The 18,822-nt window shown below is 73.9% G+C and carries 21 protein-coding genes; 9 read left to right on the top strand and 12 right to left on the bottom strand.

The window, feature by feature from the left end; translation table 11 throughout:
• Window positions 1-36: 36 nt before the first annotated feature.
• Complete coding sequence (locus AB0I67_RS15435) at window positions 37-753, top strand: MerR family transcriptional regulator (RefSeq protein ID WP_357923440.1); 717 nt, start codon at window positions 37-39, stop codon at window positions 751-753.
• A 139-nt stretch (window positions 754-892) separates the two neighbouring features.
• On the opposite strand, the gene AB0I67_RS15430 is transcribed toward AB0I67_RS15435, so the two are convergent.
• Entirely contained in the window at window positions 893-1,834 is a 942-nt protein-coding gene (locus tag AB0I67_RS15430; RefSeq protein ID WP_357923438.1) for a zinc-binding dehydrogenase, read from the bottom strand.
• Window positions 1,835-1,922: 88 nt separating this feature from the next.
• Between AB0I67_RS15430 and AB0I67_RS15425 the strand changes: the two genes are divergently transcribed.
• On the top strand, window positions 1,923-2,576 hold the full coding sequence (locus tag AB0I67_RS15425) for a TetR family transcriptional regulator (RefSeq protein WP_357923436.1): 654 nt from the start codon (window positions 1,923-1,925) through the stop codon (window positions 2,574-2,576).
• Between the two features lie 21 nt (window positions 2,577-2,597).
• Here AB0I67_RS15425 and AB0I67_RS15420 read toward each other — a convergent pair whose 3' ends face one another.
• The 3 genes from AB0I67_RS15420 to AB0I67_RS15410 form a co-directional block, all read right to left on the bottom strand.
• Window positions 2,598-3,185, bottom strand: coding sequence for a dihydrofolate reductase family protein (locus tag AB0I67_RS15420; RefSeq protein WP_357923434.1), 588 nt, complete (start codon window positions 3,183-3,185; stop codon window positions 2,598-2,600).
• A 2-nt stretch (window positions 3,186-3,187) separates the two neighbouring features.
• Window positions 3,188-4,045, bottom strand: a complete 858-nt coding sequence (locus AB0I67_RS15415) for a metalloregulator ArsR/SmtB family transcription factor (RefSeq protein WP_357923432.1) — start codon at window positions 4,043-4,045, stop codon at window positions 3,188-3,190.
• Between the two features lie 65 nt (window positions 4,046-4,110).
• Window positions 4,111-4,860 (bottom strand): class I SAM-dependent methyltransferase, encoded by a 750-nt coding sequence (locus tag AB0I67_RS15410; RefSeq protein ID WP_357923430.1) that lies wholly within the window; start codon window positions 4,858-4,860, stop codon window positions 4,111-4,113.
• Between the two features lie 124 nt (window positions 4,861-4,984).
• On the opposite strand from AB0I67_RS15410, the gene AB0I67_RS15405 reads away from it, so the two are divergent.
• From AB0I67_RS15405 to AB0I67_RS15390, 4 genes are all read left to right on the top strand, one after another.
• The gene (locus tag AB0I67_RS15405) at window positions 4,985-5,818 is read left to right on the top strand and encodes an NmrA family NAD(P)-binding protein (RefSeq protein WP_357923428.1); all 834 of its coding nucleotides are present in this window, start codon (window positions 4,985-4,987) and stop codon (window positions 5,816-5,818) included.
• A 93-nt stretch (window positions 5,819-5,911) separates the two neighbouring features.
• On the top strand, window positions 5,912-6,463 hold the full coding sequence (locus AB0I67_RS15400; RefSeq protein WP_357923426.1) for a VTT domain-containing protein: 552 nt from the start codon (window positions 5,912-5,914) through the stop codon (window positions 6,461-6,463).
• Window positions 6,464-6,508: 45 nt separating this feature from the next.
• The gene (locus AB0I67_RS15395; protein ID WP_357923424.1) at window positions 6,509-7,006 is read left to right on the top strand and encodes a hypothetical protein; all 498 of its coding nucleotides are present in this window, start codon (window positions 6,509-6,511) and stop codon (window positions 7,004-7,006) included.
• Complete coding sequence (locus AB0I67_RS15390; RefSeq protein ID WP_357923422.1) at window positions 6,981-7,811, top strand: alpha/beta fold hydrolase; 831 nt, start codon at window positions 6,981-6,983, stop codon at window positions 7,809-7,811. The genes AB0I67_RS15395 and AB0I67_RS15390 overlap by 26 nt, the downstream gene beginning before the upstream one ends.
• Here AB0I67_RS15390 and AB0I67_RS15385 read toward each other — a convergent pair.
• Window positions 7,783-8,535, bottom strand: a complete 753-nt coding sequence (locus AB0I67_RS15385; RefSeq protein WP_357923420.1) for a hypothetical protein — start codon at window positions 8,533-8,535, stop codon at window positions 7,783-7,785. The two genes, AB0I67_RS15390 and AB0I67_RS15385, sit on opposite strands and share 29 nt — an antisense overlap.
• 128 nt (window positions 8,536-8,663) lie before the next feature.
• Between AB0I67_RS15385 and AB0I67_RS15380 the strand changes: the two genes are divergently transcribed.
• A complete protein-coding gene (locus AB0I67_RS15380) occupies window positions 8,664-9,197 on the top strand; it encodes a hypothetical protein (protein ID WP_357923418.1) in 534 nt (177 codons plus the stop codon).
• A gap of 3 nt (window positions 9,198-9,200) precedes the next feature.
• Here the strand turns inward: AB0I67_RS15380 and AB0I67_RS15375 are convergent, their stop codons facing one another.
• The gene (locus tag AB0I67_RS15375) at window positions 9,201-10,061 is read right to left on the bottom strand and encodes an AraC family transcriptional regulator (protein ID WP_357924067.1); all 861 of its coding nucleotides are present in this window, start codon (window positions 10,059-10,061) and stop codon (window positions 9,201-9,203) included.
• A gap of 140 nt (window positions 10,062-10,201) precedes the next feature.
• Between AB0I67_RS15375 and AB0I67_RS15370 the strand changes: the two genes are divergently transcribed.
• Together AB0I67_RS15370 and AB0I67_RS15365 are read left to right on the top strand one after the other, a co-directional pair.
• Entirely contained in the window at window positions 10,202-11,032 is an 831-nt protein-coding gene (locus AB0I67_RS15370; RefSeq protein ID WP_357923416.1) for an NmrA family NAD(P)-binding protein, read from the top strand.
• Between the two features lie 83 nt (window positions 11,033-11,115).
• The gene (locus tag AB0I67_RS15365; RefSeq protein WP_357923414.1) at window positions 11,116-11,418 is read left to right on the top strand and encodes a hypothetical protein; all 303 of its coding nucleotides are present in this window, start codon (window positions 11,116-11,118) and stop codon (window positions 11,416-11,418) included.
• A 54-nt stretch (window positions 11,419-11,472) separates the two neighbouring features.
• Here the strand turns inward: AB0I67_RS15365 and AB0I67_RS15360 are convergent, their stop codons facing one another.
• From AB0I67_RS15360 to AB0I67_RS15335, 6 genes are all read right to left on the bottom strand, one after another.
• A complete protein-coding gene (locus tag AB0I67_RS15360) occupies window positions 11,473-12,255 on the bottom strand; it encodes an NAD(P)H-binding protein (RefSeq protein WP_357923412.1) in 783 nt (260 codons plus the stop codon).
• A gap of 63 nt (window positions 12,256-12,318) precedes the next feature.
• A complete protein-coding gene (locus AB0I67_RS15355; RefSeq protein ID WP_357923410.1) occupies window positions 12,319-15,630 on the bottom strand; it encodes a PDZ domain-containing protein in 3,312 nt (1,103 codons plus the stop codon).
• Between the two features lie 126 nt (window positions 15,631-15,756).
• Entirely contained in the window at window positions 15,757-16,311 is a 555-nt protein-coding gene (locus AB0I67_RS15350) for a MarR family transcriptional regulator (protein WP_357923408.1), read from the bottom strand.
• 75 nt (window positions 16,312-16,386) lie between these two features.
• Window positions 16,387-17,220, bottom strand: a complete 834-nt coding sequence (locus AB0I67_RS15345; RefSeq protein WP_357923407.1) for a universal stress protein — start codon at window positions 17,218-17,220, stop codon at window positions 16,387-16,389.
• Window positions 17,221-17,301: 81 nt separating this feature from the next.
• Window positions 17,302-18,492 carry a sigma-70 family RNA polymerase sigma factor gene (locus AB0I67_RS15340; RefSeq protein ID WP_357923405.1) on the bottom strand — a complete coding sequence of 397 codons (1,191 nt, stop codon included), beginning with the start codon at window positions 18,490-18,492 and terminating at the stop codon, window positions 17,302-17,304.
• Entirely contained in the window at window positions 18,489-18,821 is a 333-nt protein-coding gene (locus AB0I67_RS15335) for a YciI family protein (protein WP_357924065.1), read from the bottom strand. The genes AB0I67_RS15340 and AB0I67_RS15335 overlap by 4 nt, the downstream gene beginning before the upstream one ends.
• Window position 18,822 lies beyond the last annotated feature (1 nt).

Genomic DNA, 18,822 nt, shown 5'->3' with positions numbered 1-18,822 from the left:
AAGCATGTCCTTCAAGTGCTCATGTGGGGTTGGACCGTGGAGGTGCTGAGGACGGCCGAGGTCGCCCGGCGGTCGGGGTATTCGCTGCAGCAGGTGCGTGACCTGGAGCGACTGGGCGTGGTTCCGCCTGCCGTACGGCAGGAGAACGGGTATCGGGCCTACCACGAGACGCACGTGCTGGCGTTGCGGGCCTACAGAGGGCTCGCGGCGGCGGCCGGGCCGGTGGAGGCGCGGCGGCTGCTGGCAGAGCTCTGGGGCCGGCCCCTGGCCGAGGCCGCGGCGGCGGTGGGGGCGGTGCACGTACGGCTGGCGCGGGAGCGGGAGGAGACGCTCGGCGCGCTGGAGGCGTTGCGCGCGATCCAGGCCGAGCCCGGCGCGCCGGAGCAGGAGGAGGACGCGATGACCATCACCGAGCTGGCCGGGGCGCTCAACGTGCGGCCCTCCACCCTGCGCTTCTGGGAGCAGGAGGGGCTGGTGGTCCCCGAGCGGGTGACCTCCCTGCGCGCCAGACGGTACGGCGTCGCCGCCATCCGGGCGGCCCGGGTGGTGGCCGCCCTGCGGGGCAGCGGGTACGGCATCGCCGCGGTGCGCGAGATCGTCGGCGCGCTGCCCCGGCTGGACGACGCCGACCGCATCCTGCGCGAGCGCCTCGACCGCATCGCCGTCCGCACGGTGGCCTTGCTCCGAGCGGGCGCCGACCTCGCGACCGTCCTCGACCACCTCACCCCGCCCGGCAACCCCGGACGCCCTTAGGCCACCAGCCGCCCGGCAACCCAGATTGTCGACAGGCGGGCACCAGCACAGTGGACCAGGGGTGCCCGCGCCCACCGGCCCGCCCCAGCCACCCTCACCGCGGGCTGCAGCGGGCCGGGGTGGAAGGTCGCGGCGGTGGTCAGGAAGCTGAGACGGTGAGGAGGGTCTTGCCGGTGGTCGCGCGGGTCTCGATCGCCTGGTGGGCGGCGGCGGCCTGGTCGAGGGGGAAGGTCTGGCCGATCACCGGCCGGAGGCGGCCCTCGGCGGCGAGGGTGAGCGCCTCGGTGATGAGGGCGTGCTGCTCGGCCGGGCCGGGCGGTCCGGTGAGTCCCAGCACGCGCACCCGGTCCCGGTCGATCTCGGCCTCGGCGCCGCTGGCCATGCCGTACACGCTGATCCGCCCGCCGTCGCGCAGCAGCGCGGCGGCCCGGGTGCCGAGCTCCCCGCCCACCCCGTCGAAGACCAGGTCGAGGTCACGCGCCTGCTCCTCCCAGCCGGGCTGCCCGTAGTCCACGTAGGCGGCGGCGCCCAGCGAGAGCACCAGCGAGGATTTGGCCGCCCCGCGGGCGGCCCCGATGACGTGCGCGCCGGAGGCGGCGGCGAGCTGGGTCAGCAGGCTGCCGACCCCACCGCCGGCCGCCTCGACCAGCACCCGCTCCCCCGGCTTCACCTCGGCCTGCCCGTGCAGCAGCACCGCCGTCCGGCCGTCGGCCAGCAGCGCCACCGCATCGGCCAGGTCCAGCCCCGCGGGCACCGCGACCACGTCCCGCGCCTGGGCGAGGGCCAGTTCGGCGTAGCCGCCGACGCCGCCGGTGGTGCTCACCACCAGGGTGCCGACCAGCGCCGGGTCCGCCTCCGGCCCGGCCGCCACGATCCGGCCGCCCACCCCGTTGCCGGGCACCCGCGGCAAGGCGGGCCGGCCGAACGGCCCGGCACCCGCCCGCACCTGCGTCTCGACGAAGGTGACGCTGGCGTACTGCACCGCGATCAGCACCTGTCCCGGCCCGGGCGCCGGGTCCTCCACGGACCGCACCCGCAACACCTCGGGCCCGCCGAACTCGTCCATCACCACTGCGCGCATGACCCACCCCAAACGGATACATTCACTTCGTTTCATGGCGAACCTATAACGGAGCGAATCGCTTCGCAACGGGGCTACAGTGGGACGCATGGCACGCAAAGCCCCCAGGCACGCCGAGGCCGCGCGCAACGACCAGGCCCTGCTGGAGGCGGCCCGGAGCGTGCTGGCCGTGGACGGGGCTCATGCCTCGGTCGCGGCCATCGCCGCCCGGGCCGGAGTGGGCATCGCCAGCCTCTACCGGCGCTACCGCTCGAAGGACGAGCTGTTCCAGCACCTGTGCGAGCTGTCGCTGGAGCAGTGGGTGCGGGCAGGCGAGCACGGCCTGGCGCACGAGGATCCGTGGGCGGGGCTGGCCTACTACGTCACGGCCGCCGTCGAGTTCAGCGGCGGGTCTCTGGGGCCGCTGGCGGGGAGCATCGCGGTGACCGACGAGATGGCCGCCCGCTTCGCCCGCTCCGACGAGCTCCTCGGCGAGCTGATCGAGCGCGCGCACGCCGCCGGGGTACTCCGGCCTGACGCGACAGCCATGGACGTCTCGCTGCTGATCGAGCAGCTCGCCAAGTCGCCGTTGATGCAGCAGCTGGAGCGGCAGGGGCGGGATGACCTGATCGAGGCCGCCCGCGCGGCGCGCCGCCGTACCATCGCCATCGCGCTCGACGGCCTGCGTGCCGGTCACCCGCCGCTGCCGGGCGAGGCGCCCGCGCCGGAGCTCCTCACCGAACGCTGGGAGCACCAGCCCTGACCGCCGGATGGAACGCCCGGGTCAGCGGGCGCGGTCGTAGATCAGGGCCAGCTCGCCGAGGTCGCCGGCCTGGCGGTCGGTGAGGGTCCAGCGGGTGCCGGGCAGGCCGTCCAGGAACAGCCGCTCGCCGCCGCCGGCGATCTCGGGGCAGATCAGGAGGTGGAGGCGGTCGATCAGGTCGGCGGCCAGGAGCGGCTTGATCAGGCTCGCGCTGCTGTTGACCAGCAGGTCGCCGCTGCCGGTGGCCTTGAGCTCGGTGACGACGTCGGCGGCCGGGGCGTTGACGACGCGGGTGCGCTCCCAGGGCGCCTCGGTCAGGGTGCTGGAGAAGACGATCTTCTCGGCGTCGACCAGCCACTTGGCGTAGCCGCGGTCGCGCGGGTCGGCGCCGGGGTCGTCGGCGACCGGGGGCCAGTACCCCAGGAAGCCTTCGGCGTTGAGCCGGCCGAGCAGGGCGGTGGTGGCGTGCTCCCAGATGCGCGTCATGTGGTCGCGGGCGACGTCGGTGGCGACGTACGGGGCGAACGGTCCGAAGTCGCCGGGTCCACCGGGGCCGTTGTAGCGGCCGTCGAGGGTGAGGGCGAGGTTGGCGGTGACCTTGCGGGACATGCTCATGCTCCTGACGAGGAAGGGTTCGTGGCGGAGGGGGCTGGGCCCTCGGTTTGCGTGGTGGCGATGGTGGTCACGAGCCGGTCGAGGCTCTGGCCGAAGCCGAGCTCGATCCCCGCGATGAAGTCCGCGGAGCCGATCGTGCTGCCGGTGATGCGGAAGTCCACGTCCAGCTCGCTGCCACCGGGTGCGGGCCGCAGGTTCAGGTCGAGGTGGGCGGTGAAGGCGACCCCGCCGTCGGCCAGCAGCGGGGAGAGCCGGTAGGTCAGGCGCTCCCCCGGCAGCACCTCCTCGACGGTCCCGAGGGCCCGTCCGGCGACCGGGTCGGCGCCGTCGAGGTCCTCGGCGTCGCGGTACTCGTGGACGATCCGCCCGCCGGGCAGAGCCTCGAAGACCAGCTCGGAGACACGCAGGTCGTCGGGCGTCCACCAGCGGGCCAGCAGCCCGGCGTCGGTGAGGTGCCGCCAGACCAGCTCGGGCGGCCCGGCCAGCGAGCGCCGGAAGCGGAACGACCGCTGGTCGGCCCACCCCGGCTCGGCGGCGGCGAGCCGTTCGGCGTCGAGGTTGAGCCCGTAGCGGTCGAAGGTCTGCCGAGCCTGTTCCGCCAGCTCGGCGAGCCGGTTCAGCTCGGCGGCCAGCTCCCGCAGCGGCTCGGCCTGCAGCGCGTAGATGCGGCGCTGGCCGGAGCGCTGGACCGCGACGAGGCCGGCCCGTTCGAGGGCTTGCAGGTGTTTGGTGGTCTGCGGCTGGCGCGCCTCGGCGAGCCGGGCCAGCACGCCGACCGCCCGGGGCCGTTCGGCCAGCAACCTCACGAGCCGCCACCGGGCCGGATCGGCCAGCGCGGCGAGAAGTCCGTCCATGCCGAGAAGTATTCGTCATAGAGAATATTCGTGTCAAGGAATATGACTAACCGCGCGCTCCTGGCTCACCGCTCGAGCGCCTCCGGCAAGCGGTAGACCGACACGTGCGAGCGCGAGTCGGCGGTGAACTCCGCCCCCGACCAGTCGGCGTGCCGCGACTCCAGCTCGAACCCGGCCAGTTGCCCCATCAGGTCGAGCTCGGCCGGCCAGATGTAGTGGTGCGGGGTGCGATACACCCGGGCCTCGCGGCCCTCGCCGAAGCGGAAGTGGTGCGAGACGACCTGCTGGCCGAGCACGTCGTAGGTGTCCAGGCCGAGGTAGCCGGGCTCGTGGTGCCACACCGTGGCCGCCGCGCCCGGCGGCAGCTTGCGCAGCTCCGGCACCCACAGCTCGATCACGAACCGGCCGTCCGGCCTCAGGTGGCGGGCCGCGTTGCGGAAGCAGGCCACCTGCTCGGCCTGGGTGAGCAGGTTGGCGACGGTGTTGTAGACCAGGTAGACGAGCGTGAACTCGCCCGGCGCGGTCGCGCTCGCCATGTCGCCGGCGACGACCGGGATGGCCTGCTCGCCGGCCTTGGTGCGGAGCTGGTCGATCATCGGCTGCGACAGCTCGATCCCGGCGACCGGCACCCCGCGCTCGGCCAGGGGCACCGCCACGCGGCCGGTGCCGATCGCGAACTCCAGCGCTCGCCCGCCGCCCGCCAGCTCGGCCAGGCGCTCCACGGTGGGGCCGATCACCTCCGGCGCGAACATGCCACGGCCCGGGGTGTCATAGCTCTGGGCCGCCTCGGCGTCCCAGATGTCCTCCTGTCGCATGCCGTACACCCTCGCCTCGGGCGCGGCGCGATGTCCACCGGTTAACGGACTAGGCCGAAAGTCCGAGCCGCCTCGGTCCGCGGACCGAGGCGGCCGGCGGGGCATCCGCCTAGCGTGAGCCGGCATGACATTCCTTGTGACCGGAGCCACCGGCCGGGCCGGCCGCCACGTCGTGCGCCAGTTGCTCAGCGAGGGCCACCCGGTGCGCGCCCTGACCCGTGACCTCGAGCGCGCCGCCGCCGTCCTGCCCGCCGGGGCCGAGATCGTCCGCGGCGACCTGACCGACCCCCGGACGGTACGGCAGGCGTTGCAGGGCGTGGTCGGCGTGCACCTGCTGACGGTCGGCGGCGACGACTACGCCACCCTGCGCACCGGCCCGGAGCTCGCGGCCCTGGCCGAGGAGGCCGGCGTGGCGCGGGTGGCGGTGTTGTGGAACGGGCAGAGCGGGCCGGTCGAGGACGCCTTCCTGGCCGGCTCCCTGGAGACGACCTTGCTGCAGCCCACCGACTTCATGGGCAACACGCTCGGCTGGGCGGCGGCGATCGGCTCGCGGGCCGGGGTGAGCGAGCCGTTCGGCGACGTGCCGATCGCCGTCGTGCACGAGGGCGACGTGGGCGCGGTCTCGGCTCGGGTGCTGGCCGACGGCGGCCACGGCGGCCGGGCCTACCCGCTGACCGGCCCCGAGCCGCTCACGCCGCGCCAGCGGCTGGCGACCATCGCCGAGGTCGTGGGCCGCGACCTCGCCTTCGACGAGCTGACCGAGGAGCAGGCCAAGCAGCGCTGGCGCGAGGCCGGGCACGCCGAGGAGCTGGTCGAGATCCTGGCCGCCTGGCAGGGCGACCCGCCCGCCGAGGCCCGTACCGTCTCCCCGTTCGTGGCCCAGCTCACCGGCCGGGAGCCGCGCTCCTTCGAGCAGTGGGTGCGCGACCACGCCGCCCACTTCCAGCCCGCTCCTTAACCCTGCGGTCCCCTAGGGGCGATCTCGGAGATCCCCCTGGGACCGGCTCGCGCCCGTTGCCGCGGCCGGAGTCCGCCTGGAAGCCTGGGCGGCATGGACAGCGCGCTGCACCTCTACGCGCTCCTGCTTCTCGCCACCGTCCCGCCGATGATCCCGAACTCCGCCCTGCTGGCGGGCGCGGGCGCGCTCGCCGCCACGGGCGGCCTCAGCCTTCCGCTCCTGGCCTCGCTCGTCCTGGCCGGGACGGTCCTGGGCGACCTGGCCGTCTACGGCGTGGGCCGGAAGTGGAGCGAGCCGGCCACCACGTGGTTGTCGCGCAAACCCAAGCGCCGCACGGCACTCGCCTGGACGACCGACCGCTTCCAGCGGTACGGCGTGCCGTCGGTGATCGGGGTGCGCTTCATCCCGGGAGGGCGCGGCATGGGGGCGGTCACCGCGGGCATCGTCGGCCTGCCGTTCCGCAGGTTCCTGCTCGCCGCCGTCCTGTCCGAGCTCATCTTCGTCTCCTGCACCGTGGGACTCGGCTACCTCGGTGGCCGATTGCTCCCGGTGGGCGGCCCGGGGGCGTTGCTGATCGGGCCGGGGGTGTCCCTGCTGGTCGCCGGGGTCACCTTGCTCGTCCAGCGCCTGCGCCGCCCGGCCTGAGCGCTACTTGACACTTTAGAGCAAGTACTTGCTATTGTCCGTCAAGTGAGTACCAGCGAGCACGTCGCCCTCGCCACCGAGCTGGCCGCGCTGGTCGAGCGGCGGGTCACCGATCCCCTGGAGATCCTGCTCGGCGAGGCCGGACCGGTCGCGCCGGTGCGCGAGCGGCTGCGCATCGAGGCCGAGGTCTGGGCCGCCCAGCTCCTCGGCCCGGACGAGCGGCTGGCCGTGCGCACCTCGGCCCGGCTGATCGCCGCGCTGTTCCCCGGCGACGACCCGGACGCCCCGTTCGACCCGCCGGACGAGTGGTGGGGCACGGCCTTCGGGCGGGCGACGGCCCGGCGGGCCGGGTTCCCGGGCCGGGCGGCGGTGTCGTTCGCCACGGCGGGGGCCATGCTCGGCATCACCCGCCAAGGCGTCCACGACCTGGTCAAACGCGCCAAGCTCGACCGCCACCCGGACGGCGGCGTCAGCACCGACTCCATCCGCGAACGGCTCAACCACCCCCAGGAGCGCCATGCCGTACGACAAGGTCATCACTGAGCACGAGATCCCGCTGGCCGTGCGCGACTCCGGCGGGGACGGCGAGGCCGTCCTGCTGCTGCACGGGCTGGGCGGCACACTGGAGGCCTGGGCGGGCCTCGACCTGGGCGGGCGGCGCACGGTCGCGGTGGACCTGCGCGGGCACGGGCACTCCGGCGACGGCCCCTGGTCGTGGGAGGCGGTCCTGGACGACCTGGAGGCGGTCGTGCGGGCCCTCGGGCTGGGCGCCCCGGCGGTCGTCGGGCACTCGCTGGGCGGCATGATCGCCGTGCAGTGGGCGCTGCGCCACCCGCGCACCCCGGCCGTCGTCAACCTGGACGGCCTGCGTTCGGCCGAGAACCATCCGGACAACTACCCGGGCATGGATCCGGCCGCCCGGGACGAGGCGCTGGCGCGGCTCAAGGCCATGTTCGACGGGCAGGCCGCCCTGATGGGGGCGCCGCTGCCGGCCGAGGCCCGCCCGATGTTCCCGCCCCGGGCGCTGGTCGAGCGCGACGGCCAGGTCTACGCCCGGCCGGCGGCGGAGTTGCTGGAGGCGGTGCGCTACACGCCGGAGTTTCGCGACAGCATCCCGCTGCTGCACAAGCTGAGCTGCCCCACGCTGGTCGTCGTCGCGACCCAGGACCCGCCGGGGCTGGCCGGTGGCGAGCTGATGGCCGCCTTCCGGCGCGGGGTCCAGCGCGACCTGGCCGGGCTGCCGCCTGCCGTACGGGTGGTGGAGATGGAGGCGGGCCACACCATGCTCACCGAGCAGCCCGAGGCGGTCGGCGACCTGGTCAGGCGGTTCCTGGACGAAGCACGCTGACCGGCGGCGGCATGGGGGCCTCCAACTCGCGGGCGGTGCGCGCGAGCCAGACCACGCCGATGACGCCGACGCCCTGGAAGGCCAGCACGGCCGTCTCCACCCCGGCGGCGAGCAACGCCAGCCACAGGACCTCCAGCAGGAACGCCGCCGCCCCGACCAGGACGGTCGTCCTGCTCCAGCGCCCGTCGGCCCACTGCCCGGCCAGCACCACGAGCAGCCAGGCCGCCTCGGCCCCGTAGGAGACCAGGATCGACACCACCACCCCGCTCAACGGGACCTCCTGGATCACCTCCATGACCAGCACCGCGATGTAGAAGGCGGCGAAGGCCAGCCCGCCGATCCGCAGGCGCGACCGGCCGCGGCTGACCGCCAGGACCAGCAGGACCGTCAGCGGCGCCTGCAAGGCCCGCGGGACGGCCGCCTCCACGGCGTCACCGAGCGGCTGCGGCCCGCTCCAGGCCAGCAGGAGGTCTACCAGGAAGGACCCCAGCAGCGCGTACATGATCGACAGGTAGAGGAGGACCCGCAGCGCGCCGCGCAGCACGAGCGTCCGCAGCCGCAGCACCTCCCGCAACGCCCACGCCAGCGCGGCCAGGCGCAGGGGAACGGCCAGCAGCAGCCAGTAGCCGTCCAGCAGGAACATGCCGCTGAGCACGAGCACGAGATGGAACACCTGGACGACGACGGCCGCGGCGACCGCGATGGGGGTGATGATGCGACTCACGGCCCTCATCATTCACCACAAAAGGCAACGGAAGATGACACAGTCGCAGTGTGCAGGAGGACGCGGAGCGCGGGCGGGTGCACAGGATGTACTTCCCCTCGACACAACCGATTCCGTCGAGGAGAACCATGCGCACCACGTTCAAGGCCCTCACCGTCGGCCTCCTGGCTGCCGCACCGCTGGTGCTGGCCGCCGCGCCGGCGCACGCGCTGACGAACGTCACGCTGACCGGGGGGCTGCTCTCCATCAACTCCGGCACCGTGTCGGACAACATCACCATCAAGGTGGTCGGCACCACGATCGAGGTGGTCAACACCAACGACACGCTGATCACCAACTTCGCCTGCGCGCAGGTGAACCCCAACACCGTCCGCTGCCCGAGCGCCTCGGTCTCCAGGATCGTGGCCAACGTCAAGGACGGCAGCGACATCGTGCGGAACAACACCGCGCTGCCGCTGCAGGCCTTCCTGGGCATCGGGAGCGACCAGTACTTCGGCGGTTCCAACCAGGACCGCGTCTCGGGCGACTTCGGCCGGGACACGATGGTCGGCAACGGCGGCAACGACATCATGGACGGCGGCCCGGGGGTCGACTCGGCCGACGGCGGCAGCGGCACCGACGTCTGCGTCGCCGAGTCCGAGGTGGCCTGCGAGCTCAACTGAGCGCTACGGGCCTTCCCGGCGGGTGCGCCGGTAGTCGCCGGGGGTGACGCCGAACCACTGCCGGAACGCCAGATGGAACCCGACGCCGGACTGGTAGCCGACGCGCTGCCCGATGCGCTCGTGCGCCAGTCCGGTCTCGGTCAGCAGCCGCGCGGCCTCCTGCATGCGGCGGGCGGTCAGGTGCCGCATGGGCGCCTCGCCCACCAGCGCGCGGAAGGCGGCGGCGAAGGCCGAGCGGGACAGGCCCGCTTCGGCGGCCAGGGCGGCGACCGTCCACGGCTCGGCGAAGCGGGTCTGCACCGCGTGCAGCGCGGCCGCGATGGCGGGGTCGCGCAGCGCGGCCAGGACCGGTCCGCCGGTCCTGCCGGCCATCGCGGCCCGCAAGGCCAGCACGAAGACCAGCTCGAAGGCGCGCAGCGCGACCAGTTCCGCGCCAGGCTCGGCCGGGTCCCATGCCCCGGCCAGCCGGTCGAGGGTGTCGCCGAGCAGCGGGTGGGCGGCCAGCGCCGGCGCGGTGAGCACGATCACCGGCGGCAGGGCGCGATACAGCGGCGAGGCGGCGTCGCGCTGGTAGTGCAGCCCGCCGCACAGCAGCACCGCCGCCGGTCCCGGCCCGCCGAGCTCGATCGAGCGGGTGGTGCCGGGCGAGCGCTCGGGCAGGACCGCCGACAGCGGTACGGCGGCGCGCCCCGGCCGGTCGGCCAGCTTGTGCACGCTCCCGTGCGGGAAGACGGCCAGGTCGCCGGCCTCCAGGCGGACCGGCGCACACCCCGGCGCCTCGACGGTGACCGCGCCTTCGGCGACGTAGTGCAGCAGCGCGCAACTCTCCCGCTCGCCCTCGATCGCCCACGGCGCGCGGGCCAGCCAGCGGCTGTGGAAGACGCCTTCCAGCCGGAGCGGCGCGAGCAGCTCGCTCAGCAGGTCACCGGGCAGGGGACGATCCTTAAAGACAGCAGTTGAGTTCTTAATAGAGCGTATCCCGCCGGGCGGGCAGGCTGGGCGGCATGACGATTCTGGTGATCGGCGCCTCGGGCGCCCAGGGTGGAGCGGTGGCGGCGCGGCTGGCGAGCAGGGGGCTGGCCGTGCGCGGGTTCGGGCGTTCGGGGCGCGTGCCGTCCGGGGTGGAGGGCTTCGCCGGCGACCTCGGCGACGAGCGGGCGGTTCGGGCGGCCTTCGCCGGCGTGCGGCGGGTGTCGGTGACGCTGCCGCTGGTGTTCGAGGCCGAGACGGTCGCCCGCTACACCGCCAACCTCGTCTCGGCGGCGAAGGCGGCCGGGGTCGAGCGGATGGTGCTCAACACCGCCAACCGGCTGCCGGCCGGGCCGTCGGGGGTGGCCGCGTTCGACACCAGGCGAGCCGCGGTCGCCGAACTGGAGGCGGCCGGGGTGCCGCTGGTGGTGCTGTGCCCGCCGGTCTACCTGGACAACCTGCACGCCCCCTGGGTCTGGGCGGGGCAGGGGGCCGAGCGGGTGCTGCGCTATCCGCTGCCGGCCGAGCAGCCGGTGGCGTGGTTGAGCCACCACGACCTGGCCGTGGCGACCGAGGCCGCGCTGACCCGCGACGGGCTGGAGGGCGCGCGGCTCGACCTGGGCGGCCCGCAGGAACTCACCGGCCCCGAACTGGCGGCGCTGGCCGGCGCCCGTTACGAGGCCGCCGACCCGGACGCCTTCACCGCGGCGCTCGGCCCGGCCGGTCCGCCGGTGGCCGCGACCTACCACTGGGGCGCCGCACATCCCGGCTTCTTCCGGGCCGACCCGGCCGCGGCCGAGCGGCTGGGCGTCGAGCCGACCCCGGCCGCCGCCTGGCTGGCCGAGAACGGCTTGATCGCCTATTGACGTGAACCGGGACGCGATCTAGCTTTTCCTTTAGGAAACTTTCCTAAAAGAAAGCTCACCCCCACCCCCCGCAGGAGACTCGTATGAGCCTTCGTCGTCGCGTCGCCGCCCTCGCCGGTTCGGCCGCCCTGGCCCTCGGCACCGCAGCCCTCCTCCCCTCCCCCGCCCTGGCCGCGCCCACCGGCTGCACCGCCTGGGTGTCGGGCAACATGGCCTACAGCCAGTGCACCGGCGGGACCGGCCAGCACAGCGTGGCCGTCCAGCAGTGGCACCCCTACGCCGGCCCGATCCTGGTCACCGGCCCCTGGCAGCCGCCGGGGACGATCTCCTCGACCCAGATCACCCCGTGGCCCGTCCAGCGCGTCTGGACCAACAAGCTGGGCTAACCCCAGGCCGCTCGCCGCGGGGGCGGACGGAACCCCCGCGGCGAGACCGGACCCTCACCGTTTCGCGGCGACCTGCCGCAGGTAGTCCTCCCACGTGCCGCTCCCGGCCGGTTCGGCGGCGGTGACCAGGTGCCCGGCCCGGAAGGCGCGGCCCATCGCGCCGGGCAGCCGCACCCGCACGATCGGCCGCCGCAGGCCCTGGGCGCGCAACCAGCCCTCGCCCGCCTCGGCCATGCCGAGCACGCGCGGCCCGCCGTACTCCACGATCGCCCTCGCGGGCCCGGCGGCGATCAGCTCGGCCAGGCGGCCGGCGACGTCGGCCAGCGCGACCGGCTGGGCGCGCACGTCCGGGTCGACGGGCAGGAAGCCGAGCCTGGACAGCAGGCGGAAGCCATCGGCGACGAACTCGTGGAACTGCGTGGCCCGCAGGATCGTCCACGGCACCGGCCCGCCGCGCACGAGGTCCTCGGCGCGCACCTTGGACCGGTAGTAGCCCATCGGTACCCGGTCGGCGCCGACGATCGAGACGTAGACCAGATGCCCGACGCCGGCTCTTCCGGCCGCCTCCAGCAGGTTGGCGGTGCCCTCGACCTCGACCTTCGCGGTGTAGCGGCCCTTGTAGGGCGCCGAGGCCGCGTGCACGATCACCTCCGCGCCGGCCACCGCCTCGGCGAGTCCCTCGCCGGTGGCCACGTCGGCCACGACCCACCGCACGGGCCCCTGCCCGCTTCTGGCGGTACGGCTGGCCGCCCGCACCTGGTGGCCGTCCGCGGCCAGCCGTTCCACCAGGACGCGGCCCAGCCGGCCGCTCGCCCCTGTCACCAGAACTGTCGTCATGCGGGCTGGACGAGACGGCGGCCGGGAATGTGACACTCCCGGCCGCCGCCTCCTCCCCTCAGGTCAGCGCTTGCCGACCACCACCTCGGCGCTCGCGGTCACCGTGTGGCCGGCGCGGTCCACGGCCCGATAGGTGACGACGTAGCGGTTGCCCCGCTCGGCCCGCAGCTTGACGACGGTGTCGGAGACGCGGACCACGTCGCCCTCCGAGCCGCCGCTGACCGAGACGAGGGTGACCTGCACCGGCCCGGCGTCGCTCGCGCGCACGGTCAGCTCGACCGGGACCAGCTTGTGGTTGGGCGGCCAGATCCGGCCGGGAGCCGCCTGGACGGTGAGCTCCGGCGCGGTGGTGTCGACCTTGACCTCGACGGTGCGCTCGGCCTCGGCGTTGCCGGCGGTGTCGGTGCTCTGGAAGGTCAGCGCCACCTCGCGGTCGACGGTGAACGGCTCGCCGTACACCTGCCAGGGCCCCTCGCCCAGCCGGTAGCGGGTGGTGGCGGGCTCGTCGGCGGCCAGGGTGACGCGCACCGGCTCGGCACTCCACCCGGCGGGCACGCCGGTCACGGTGGTCACCGGGGGCTTGGTGTCGCCGCCGGCGGGGGCGTTGTGCAGTTTGAAGCCGTCGACGATGAAGTAGTCGCCGCCCTTCTTGACCCCGCGCAGCGTGTGCCTGCCGGGGGCCAGGCCGGTCTTGGTGTAGACGACCTTCTGGTGGACGCGGGTGTCGCTGTAGTTGTCGATGGTGGTGTCGAGCTGCCCGTCGAGGTAGAGGTCCACCTTGCCCTCGTCGGAGTTGACCTGGGCGATGTACTCGATGCCGGTGCCGTAAAAGGAGATCTCGAAGGAGTCGCCGTCGGCCTGGGTGGCGTGCAGGTTGTCCAGGCTGGAGCTGCCGCCGCCGCGCTGGTTGTTCTTCCAGTCCCAGCCGGAGCCGGCGTAGGTGACGCCGGAGACGTTGTCGACGGTCTCGACGCCGCCGGTGCGCGGCAGGGTCAGGTCGGTCAGGGCCTGGTTGCGCCAGACCTTCAGGACGAGCGGGGCGCCGGCCGGGACCAGCGTGTAGGCCCGCCAGAAGCTGCCGCGATCGGTGACCTTGGTGTCGCCGAGCTGCCGGATGACGTCGCCGGTGCGCAGCCCCTTGGCCGCGGCGTAGGACTGGGCCGGCACCGAGGCGAAGAACAGGCCGTCGTAGTCGGTCAGGCCGACGCTCGACTTGATCTCGTCGCTGTGGATCTCGGTGACGGTCGCGCCCATCAGCGGTTCGGCGAGGTTGGCCTGCGTCATCCCGGCCGGGGCCGAGTGCCAGGTCAGCGGCGGCGGGGTGGGCGCGCCCTGCTTGCCGAAGGTCATCGGGAAGGGCTTGAAGCCCAGCGCCAGCGCCGGGGAGTCGCTCTTGAGGGTGTAGTCGAGCTTGGCCGGGTCGGCGAAGGGGCTGGCGCCCTCGAAGCGCGGGTCGGCGATGACCGAGCGGGTGTCCAGGCCGCGGGCCCGCCACGCGTCGGTGATGTCGGCGACGGCGCGGCCGTTGTTCCAGAACAGGTTGTCGTTGTAGACGGTCCTGGAGGTGGCCGGGTCGCTCTGGATGAAGTCGTAGGGGTCGGCGGTGACGAAGATGTTCTTCTCGATCACGTCGCCGTTGTCGGCGTAGGAGACGTGGAAGTGGCCGCCGCCGTTGACGAAGATGTTGTTGCGCACCGTGCGGAAGAAGCCTTCGCGCAGCTTGACCCCGCCGTTGAGCAGCAGGTTGTCGGTCACCTCGTAGTTGGAGGAGCCGTCGTCGAGGTCGATGTCCCAGTGCGAGGAGTGCCAGATGCGGTTGTGCCGCACCCGCGTGGTCTCCAGCGCGTCGAGCTTGGCGTAGCCCTTCTTGACCTCGTCGCCCGCGTTCAGCGGCCAGAAGCGGTCGCGGCCCCAGGAGTTGAACGGGCCGTGGTCCGAGGTCTCCTTGACGCAGTCGAAGATGTCGTTGTCCTCGATGAGGTGGCCGCCCCAGGTGCCGTCGTTGACGTCGACGCAGGCGCGCGGGCCGTCGTGGATGGTGTTGCCGGACACGGTCACGCGGCGGCTCATCGAGATCTGCACCCCGGAGGTCTGCTTCTCGAAGCGGCCGTTGCGCGTCATGTGGTTGCCGCTGATGGTGATGTCGCGCGGGTAGTCTTCGGTCTTCGGGCCCGGCGTGGTGTCGGTGATGGTGCGGCGCATGTCGTCCCAGGTGGACGGCTCGCGCACGGCCGCGGGCGAGCCGATGACGGTCACGTCGCTGGCGCCGGAGTCGCGGAACTCGCCGCCGGTGACCTGGTTGCCCTCGGCGTAGCCGTCCATGAAGATCGCGTTGCCGCCGACCTGGTCGAAGCGGGCGCCGGTGACGGTGACGTTCTTGGTGTTCTTCAGGTAGAGCGCGCCGGCGCGGGCGATGGCCCAGTCGCCGAGCTGCAGCTTGTCGAAGGGCCGGGAGAACAGCGTGCGGTGCGTCTGGGTGAAGGTCAGGCCGGTGAAGGTCAGGTCGTGCACCGGCGCGGCCGGCGAGTCGCCGACGACCCGGATGAGCTCCTCGCGCTCGGCGGTCTCGATCCGGGCGGTGGCCGGGTCGGCGCCCGGCGGCGGCTGGAGGTACAGCTTGCCCTCGGCGCGGTCGTAGAACCACTCGCCGGGCGCGTCCAGTTCCTCCAGCACGTTCTCGACCATGCGCTTGACCGGGTGCAGGCCGCTGCCGCGGTTGTTGTCGCCGACCCACTGCAGCACGGGGGCGCCGTCGGCGTCGACGCCGGTGACCTTGAAGGAGTTGCCGCCCCACTCGCCCTGGTGCAGGCCGCGCACCAGCGCGGTGGTCGGCTGCTTCCAGCGGGCCACCCGCTCGGGCGAGATCGCGTCGGCGGCGTAGCCGTCCAGGACCGGCTGGGCGGGGTCGGCGTTGGGGTAGCGGGCCAGCACCTGGCGGCGGCCGTCCAGGAACAGCTCGTCGAAGTCGAGGCCCTTGCCGACCTCGGCGACCAGGGTCGCGCCCTGGTAGGGGGTCCAGGCCGGGGTCAGCCGCCGTCCGCCGCTGAGCACGACCCGCTCGCCCGGCGCCGCCTCGTAGACGGCGCCGGAGTCGGCGGGGGTGAAGGTCAGCGGCTCGGCCAGGTAGTAGGTGCCGCCGCGCAGCCGCACCCGGACCGGGCCGCTCGCGCCGGGCAGCGCCTCGCGGACGGCGCGCTGCGCGCGGGCGATCGTCTTGTACGGCGCGGCCTCGGTGCCGGCGGCGGCGTCGTCGCCGTCGGGTGAGACGTGAAAGGTCGGATCAGCGGCCAGTGCGGGGGTGGCGCCGGCGACGGTGAGACCGCCGGCGGCTAGGGCGGCGGCCAGGAGCAGCCGCCAGGGGGTGCCGAGGTGCACGGTGCCTCCAGAGAGCGAATTGCGCTCATTCTGGGGGTCGCGGCATGGTGAAGACGATCACGCCAAGGTCACGTTTCATCCGATCTATAGACCGGGATGGTTGGCCAGAGGGGCGCTGGAGCGCTTCTAGCGGGTCTGGAGATCGGATGTCTCGAGGCTCGCTTCGGCGTGCTCGCTCGCCTCCGGGCGCGGTTCGGTGTGCTCGCTCGCCTCTCGGCCTGGTTCGGCGTGCTCCGGCTCGCTGAAGACGGCCGGGACGTCGTTGTCGGCGACCACCCGGCTCAGCAGGCCGGCCAGCGTGGCGCGCTCGGCCTCGTCCAGGCCGGAGGGCAGCAGGTCGATGCGCTCGCAGGTGGCGGTGTAGAACGCCTCGGCCAGCTCGGAGCCGCGCTCGGTCAGCCGCACCTGCACCGCGCGCCGGTCGTCGGGGTGCGGCTCGCGCCGCACCAGCCCGCGCTGGGCGCTGCGGTCGACCAGCTCGGTCAGGCTCGATTTGGCCAGCCCCAGCACCGCGCCGAGCTCGCCCATCCGGTACGGCTTGGCCATCAGCACGCACAACAACTGCCCCTGCTGCTGGGTCAGCCCGTACTCGCGCGCGGAGGTCACGTACACCGCGTCCACCAGGAAGGTCGCCCGCACCAGCGCGGCCACCACTCCCAAACTGTGCTCAGCCTTGGCCATCGGCCCAGCCTAGCAGAAAGGTTCGCCCTACGAACCAAACCAGCTACGGACCAAACCGGTGGCGCGGCGAACCGGTCACGAGCCGAACCGTTCGGCGCCGGTGCGGACCACGGCCAGCGAGCACGGCGCCTGCTGCAGCATCGCCTGGCTGACCGAGCCGAACACCAGCCCCGCCACCTGCCCCTGCCCGCGCGTGCCGACCACCAGCAGGTCGGCGCCCTCGGCCGCCTGGCGCAGCACCTCCACGGCGTGGCCGCGGACGATCTCCTCGATCAGCTCCACGTCCGGGTGGCTTTCGCGCCGCCCGCCGAGCGTCTCGCGCAGTCCCAGGTCGTCGGGGACCGGGTAGAAGCCGCCGCCCGCCTCCAGCATGGTCCAGGCGTGCACCGCGCGGAGCCGGGCGCCGTGCAGCCGCGCCTCGGCGAAGGCGAAGTCGAGCACGTGCTCGCCGGCCGGTGAGCCGTCCACGCCGACGACGATCTCGCCCCGCCGGGGCCCCTCGCGCACCACGACCACGTCGCAGGCGGCCCGGGCGGCCACGCCGTAGGCGACCGAGCCGACCAGCAGCCCGCGCACGCCGCCGAGCCCGTGATTGCCGACCACCAGCAGCCCGGCGTGGCCGGAGGCGGCGATCAGCGCCTCGCGGGCGTCGCCGGGCAGGAGCTGGGAGTCGGCCTCGACGCCGGGCGCCTCACGCCGGGCGCGCTCCAGCCCGGCGTCCAGGACGACCTTGGCGCCCTCGCGCATCCACTCCGACACCTCCGACAGGCGGCCGGTGCGTTCCTCGATCGCCCAGGCGGGCATGGCGTGCGCCACCCGCAGCGGCTCCTCGCGCAGGCTCGCCTCGCGGGCCGCCCAGGCGACCGCCTCCAGGCCCGCCCGCGAGCCGTCCACCCCGACCACGATCATGACGCCCCCCGGTCAGTCATCCGTGCAGGTCCTCTGCCCAACGTACGGCACGCGGGACGGGGGACGCCGGACGAGGGCCGTTCAGGGCGCCTCGTGTGAGGTGGGGTGGAGCCGGTCGGCGCGGTCGAGCAGGTAGCGGCGTTCGGGCTCGCTGGGCGTGGACCGGGCGGCTTCGCCGTACGCCTGGTGGGCCTCCCGCACCCGCCCGGCCCGCTCCAGCAGGTGCGCGCGGACGGCGGCCAGCCGGTGGAACCCGGCCAGCTCCGCCTCCAGCGGCTCCAGCAACGCCAGCCCGGCCTCCGGCCCGTGCACCATCGCGACCGCGACCGCCCGGTTGAGCCGTACCACCGGCGTGTCCTCCAGCAGGCCGTACAGCGCCAGCACCTGCGGCCAGTCGGTCTCGGCCCAGCCGCGCGCCTCGTCGTGCACGGCCGCGATGGCCGCCTGCACCTGGTAGGGGCCGAGCGGCGAGCCGCTCAGCGCCCGGCTGACCAGCTCCACCCCCTCGGCGATCAGCGCCCGGTCCCAGCGCGAGCGGTCCTGGCGCTCCAGCGGGATCAGCGCCCCGTCCGGCCCGGTGCGCGCGGCCCGCCGGGCCTGCGACAACAACATCAGCGCCAGCAGCCCGCCCGCCTCGCCGTCGCCGGGCAGCAGCCGGTGCACCGCCCGCGCCAGCCGGATCGCCTCCTCGGCCAGGTCGCCGCGGAAGGCGGTGTAGCCCTCGTTGAAGATCAGGTACAGGACGTGCAGCACGACGGGCACCGACCCGGGCTCGCCGAAGCGCACCCCCTTGAGCCTGGCCTTGGCCCGGCTGATGCGCTGGGCCATCGTCGCCTCCGGCACCAGGAAGGCGCGGGCGATCTCCGCCGTGCTGAGCCCGCCGACCGCGCGCAGCGTCAGCGCCACCTGCGAGGCTTCCGGCAGCGACGGATGGCAGCACAGGAACAGCAGGTCCAGGGTGTCGTCGCGGACCGGCCCGCCGGGCTCGCCGGGTTCGGAGTCCTCCCGGCGCAGCGGTTCCTCCCGCAGCGCCGCGCTCTCCTCGCGCCGCCGGCGGGCGGCCTCGCTGCGCACCTGGTCGATCAGCCGCCGCGAGGCCACCGTCACCAGCCAGCCGCGCGGGTTGTCCGGCAGGCCGCGGACGGGCCACTGCGTGGCCGCCTCCAGCAGCGCCTCCTGCACCGCGTCCTCGCAGGTGTCGAAGTCGCCGTGGCGGCGCACCAGCGAGCCCAGCACCTGCGGCGCCAGCTCGCGCAGCAGCCCGTCGATCACGCCTCGCCCACCACCGGGCGCACTTCCATCGCGCAGTAGCGCGCGTCCGGCCAGCGGGCGGCGATCTCGGTGGCGCGCTCCAGGCTGGCGCAGTCGACGATGCTGACCCCGGCGAGCACCTCCTTGGTCTCCAGGAACGGCCCGTCGGTCACCGCGGGCAGCCCGCCGCTGACCCGCACCGTGCGGGCCACGTCGTCCAGGGCCATGCCGCCGACCCACTCGCCGGTCGACTCCAGCTCCTTCATCAGCGCCTCTACCTCGGCCATGATCCGGTCGATGTCCGGCTCCATGGCCTGGCGGGCGGCGGCGTTGGTGTAGATCATCAGCATG

The sequence above is a fragment of the Nonomuraea sp. NPDC050310 genome, assembly GCF_040655795.1.
Classification (GTDB): domain Bacteria; phylum Actinomycetota; class Actinomycetes; order Streptosporangiales; family Streptosporangiaceae; genus Nonomuraea.
The sequence above is the reverse complement of the archived record's forward strand: the minus strand, read 5'-3'. Positions and strand labels throughout refer to the sequence as shown.